Consider the following 4,862-nt stretch of genomic DNA (forward strand, 5'->3'; position numbering starts at 1 on the left):
CATATTTTCCTGACGACCTCCGACACCGAGGTCATCCTGCACATGCTGGTCAACAAGAAGCACGCCGAGACGCCGGATCCGCTGGCTTCGGTTTTGCGCAATCTGCGCGGTTCGTATTGCCTGCTGATTCTCTACCCGGATCGGATCGAAGCCGTTCGCGATCCGTCGGGCAATCGGCCGCTCTGTCTGGGCAAAGTCGGCGACTCGTGGATTGTCGCCAGCGAGACTTGTGCGATCGACAAAGTCACCGACGCGGAGTATGTCCGCGAGGTCGAGCCGGGTGAGATCGTCACGCTGTCGATGACGGGCATGAGCTCGGAGTCAAAACGGGCCACGTGGATGCCTGCGTCGCGCAGCCGCAGCTCACCTCTTCCACGGACCTCGTCATTCGGATCGAGCACGCCGATATATACCTTCGCGATGCGGCGCTCAATGATTCGTTCTACGCACGGGATTTTCGGGTCGTTGCGCGACGTGCAGGGTTCCAGCGTCGTGAAGAGTGTCGCGCCCGCAGCTGTGTGATCGGGCAGCTTCCTTTACAGCAGGGTGAGTTCCGCAGGCTCACCGGCTTCCACCTCACCACGGAACGCCTCGGCAACGAGTTCATCACCCTGTACCAACACAGCACCCACCTTGGGTGATATCCGACCTGGCTCACTGGTACATGCGCGAGCCTGATCGATGGCTCGGATCATGAATTCCCTCGCGATCGACGCATCCATCCACATCTCCTCTGAGCGCACGCAACACCACGGCGCGAGATATCATTCAACGGCGCTAACACCCACCGCTCGTGCTACGAACTTGGCGCGCGGCCATCCGTCCTACGTTTCACGACAGCAATCCTGCCCGGGCGATGCCGGTTAACAGATGCTCTGCGACGTATGTCGGTAATCTTCCGCCTGAAGGTGGGTTGGCGACGCTTCTTACGCGACTCGCCCGAGATTCATCCAATCCGTATCGCGGGGTGAGCCGCCGGTCCCCACCTCCTGCTGACTCACAAGGCGGGGTACTTCCGAACCAGGCCGCGGTGAGACCTCATGCTGTATGAGCGGGTTCAAAACGGCCCGAATTCCGGCAAGAAACCGTTAAACCATTGGCAGGCTGCACGATATGCCGTCATTCACTCTTGCCAATGTCGGAGTCTGCCGCTTTGAATCGGCCCAAATACCGGCCCAATCGACACATGAAACGACACAACACAGCTGACCGCGTTTTATCAGGCGTGAACTCCGGGCCCGTCTCCTGAGCAACCTGCTCGAGAATCCACTTCAAACCTAGAATTCACGCGCAACCTGACCAGATCCCGGCGCCGGCTCGTCCGTCCCACGGTGGTCTTGACGTGAAGCACACCGTCGTCATTACGGCTCTTCACCTGTTTGCGTACGTGCAGGTTAACCGACGAGTTTGAGACAGGTTTCATGAAGGGCGTAGATCTTGAGTCGGAAGAAGTCGGGATCACGGAAGCCGTAGGACTGTCTCTGGAGGGTCTTGATCTTGTTGTTCGTGCCCTCCAAGGGCCCGGTGCTGATCGGCACGTCGTAGTAGGCCAGCAGACCGGTTCGGTGCAGGCTCAGGGTGTTGGCCATCTGCCGGAGTTGCCGAATGCCGGTCGCGCGGGCTCGTTCGATCCAGCCGACCAGGAAGGTGGTGGCGCTCTGCTTGTCGGGCTGACTCCAGAGCTGACGGAGATCCTCCTTCAGGTAGTAGGCCGCGGCCAGGGGCGCGTTCAACTCAAGCGCCGCGCGGAGGCGTTCTTGCTCGTCCCTCGTCTCGTCCAGATTCTTGGGGTTCTTCAGTAGGATCCAGCGGGTGCCCTTGAGTACCTCCTTGTCCTTCTCCTGCGCCTGGCGCTGCAGCTCCCGTCGCAAAGCGCTGAGCTTGTCGTTCATCAACTTCACCACATGGAAGTGGTCGAAGACCAGGGTGGCCTCAGGCAGGTGCGTCCTGACGGCCAGGATGTAGGCCTGCGACATGTCGATGGCTACGGCCTGGATCCGAGCTCCCGATCCACGCAGTCGTTTCCAGAAGGGGTCGAGTGCCTTGGTTCCCTTGCCCTCACCGACGAAGACCACTGCGCCCGTCACCAGGTCTAGCACCACCGTCAGGTAGCGATGCCCGCGCCCGATGCAGATCTCGTCGATCGCCAGCAGCCGTAGATCCTTGAGCCGGGGTCGACTGAAGCGGCGCTCGAGATCCTCCTTCACGAGCGCCTTCACCAAGTTCCAGCTCACGCCCAGGTGCTGGGCCACGTCCCACATCGTCATGTGTCGGGCTAGAGCCAGCACGTAGCTGGCGAACCGCTTCGTGTACCGATGTTGGTCCGGAGCGAACGGGACTGCGGCCTGGCGCACGGCCCCGCATGCTTTGCACTCCAGGCGCGGCACCCGCAGGACGATCCAGACCGCTCGCCTCCCGATCGGCAGGCCCCGGAACCGACGCGTTCGATTCCCTCGCCGGATCACCCGTCGGCTTCTGCACACCGCGCATCGAAGTCGACCTGATGGCTGTTCCACGGTGAGGTGCACCTCACCCCCGATATAGTCCGATCGCTGGTAGACGTAGCCGTGAATGCCGAACGCATGATACAATAGGCTCGTGGACATGGTGTGGTCCTTTGGTGGGGGAAGAGTTCGTCCTTGACTCCCCCAAGGATCCATCATGTCCACGTTTTCGCTATACCTCCGCGCCCCTCCTCACGACCCCATCGTCATCCAACGCTCCCTCCGTTTGCCGCCGCCGCGTACGCAAACAGGTGAAGAACCCTAAAAGGCTGTCCTTATCTCGCGTGACCCCCGGGTACCCGCTTGCGGGTTGAGGCCCGCTGTACTTCTTCGACAGCCTTCTACATTTGGCTGCCCGGCTGCGTCGGCTCACACGCCTCTTCGCTCGCCTCACTCCCGAGTTCGAGCCCGATCCAGAGCATCAGCGTGGTGTCCCGGAGCTCGCTCCATCGGAAGTCGAAGTCGATCTGAGCCAGCATTCCGAACGTATGGGCGAAGCGAACGCCGATCCCAGGCAACAGGTCGATCTCGAGCACTCCATCCGCCACGCTCTCGTGAGCCCGGATCTCCCAAGTGCCCGAATGCCCTGGCCAGACGTTCAGGCACCCCGCCAGGGTCAGGCCGCCGGTCGGGATGGCCATCGTCTTCATCGAGCCTCGCCCGTTCGTGATGGGAACTTCGACCCAGCTGCCGCCGCTTCGGACTCCGGCCATGATCTCGGCGACGCTCTGCGCGTGGGCGGTCGAGGGCACGGCGATGCACGCCACGAGAAGAGCACGAAGGGAGCTGCGCATGCTGGAATGGATCGCGGATGGAGGACGGTGGCTCAGTCAGGACCTCCTACCGACCTGGGGCCTTCAAGGGTCCGGCGTCGAGAAGCCGGAGGGCGGCAACGGCGAAACTTCTACAGAGGACCGACCTGCGCGCGCGCGCTGAGGACCTCCTCCCGTGCCCGGGATTGGGCTTCGTTCAGCGCGGTGATGAAGCTCGGCGCCTGTCGGACCGGATCGAACAGGGCCGACCCGAGAAGGCGTGCGTCCACACCTGCGGGCGATAGGTCGAAGGCGTACGTGACCCAGCGTGCCGCTCCCTCGGCGTCACCCACGAAGCCGTAGTAGCTCGCGAGGTCCTGGGCCACCAGTTCGGGGAGGTAGTCGACATCCCCGATGCCCGTGGAGCCGAGCCGCTGCTCGGTGTCCCTGACCATCGCACGTGCGTCCGCCGCGCGTCCGATGGAATGGAGGCAGAGGGCTCGTACCAACGCGTATACGCCCAAGTCCAGATCCAGGCATTGCGCCCCGCGACCCGTGAGGGCCAGAGCCCGCGCCTCGAACGCCTTGGCGAGCGTGAGTCGCTCCTCGAGCCGATACGCCTCTCTGGACTCCTCGATGGCGACCTCGTAGTTGCCGAGCTGAAATCCTAGTGAAGCGAGTGCCGTTCGACGTCCGGCCTGGAGCGGGTCGAGGTCGCGTGCCCGCCGGGCCTCCCGGAACGCCGCTTCGACCTGTCCCTTGCCCGCCAGAATCCGCGCGGACCAACTCGGTCCGTTGGGGGCGTTCGGGGCGAGCTGCTCGGCCCGCGCGAAGTCGGCCTCGGCCTGGTCGAGGTCGATTCCCACGAGTGCGCGGATGTATCCACGTGCCGAGTATCCGTTGGCGACCGCCGGGCCCACGGCGATCGCCGAATCCGCCGCGGCCAGGGAGCGTGCTGCCAGCTGGTAGGAGGGGAGCCCGAGATCGTACTTGTAGTACACCGCGAGCGCGTAGGCGGACGACAGCGCCGAGAGGGCCGCCGCTGACCGAGGCTCGAGTGCGATCGCCTCGCGAAACAACCGGGCAGCATCTCGCATCGCTTCGGGTGTTCGTTGCCCGAGCGCCGTGTTTCCCTCCAAGTACGCGTTCCTTCCCGGACCGATGACGGAGCCTCCGGGATCGAAGCTTTCCTCGAGACCGACCTCTCTCAAGAACGCCAGCGCCACGGCGTTCGCCAGGGTCACCTGTGCGATGTCGAGACTCTCCAAGTCGATCCGATGCTGCGTGCGGAGGGACAGGAATCCGTCGAGGTCCGACTCCGAGACGTTGACGATGAGCGCACCGCCACGGGCCTCGATGTAGCCGTGAATGAGGTGCTCGACGTTCAAGGTGTCCAGCAGCCGCGGAGTGCCGAGGCTGTCCTTCATCAGTGATGCCGCGGTGTAGGTATCGATCACACGGACTTCGGGCACCGCGGTGAGCCGGTTGATGACCTCGTCGGCCAGCGACCGTCCGAGGTTGTCGAACGCGGGATCGCCGGTGCGGTTTTCGAAGGGCATGACCGCGACCGATACTTCCCAACGCTCGCCGCCCAAGACGGCCGACG

5 protein-coding genes are annotated in these 4,862 nt (G+C 63.4%); 1 reads left to right on the plus strand and 4 read right to left on the minus strand.

Annotated features, from left to right (window positions below; genetic code table 11):
• On the plus strand, positions 1–522 hold a 522-nt coding region (locus tag IIB36_20280), incomplete at its 5' end, for a hypothetical protein (GenBank protein ID MCH7534077.1).
• A gap of 14 nt (positions 523–536) precedes the next feature.
• Here IIB36_20280 and IIB36_20285 read toward each other — a convergent pair.
• The 4 genes from IIB36_20285 to IIB36_20300 all read right to left on the minus strand — a co-directional run.
• Positions 537–722, minus strand: a complete 186-nt coding sequence (locus IIB36_20285; protein MCH7534078.1) for a hypothetical protein — start codon at positions 720–722, stop codon at positions 537–539.
• Between the two features lie 672 nt (positions 723–1,394).
• Complete coding sequence (locus IIB36_20290; GenBank protein ID MCH7534079.1) at positions 1,395–2,606, minus strand: ISL3 family transposase; 1,212 nt, start codon at positions 2,604–2,606, stop codon at positions 1,395–1,397.
• A 239-nt stretch (positions 2,607–2,845) separates the two neighbouring features.
• Complete coding sequence (locus tag IIB36_20295; GenBank protein MCH7534080.1) at positions 2,846–3,298, minus strand: hypothetical protein; 453 nt, start codon at positions 3,296–3,298, stop codon at positions 2,846–2,848.
• A gap of 110 nt (positions 3,299–3,408) precedes the next feature.
• Positions 3,409–4,862, minus strand: a 1,454-nt coding sequence (locus IIB36_20300; protein ID MCH7534081.1) for a hypothetical protein, incomplete at its 5' end; no start/stop codon positions are given.

It is taken from the genome of Gemmatimonadota bacterium (assembly GCA_022560615.1).
Classification (GTDB): Bacteria; Gemmatimonadota; Gemmatimonadetes; order Longimicrobiales; family Gaopeijiaceae; genus UBA1138.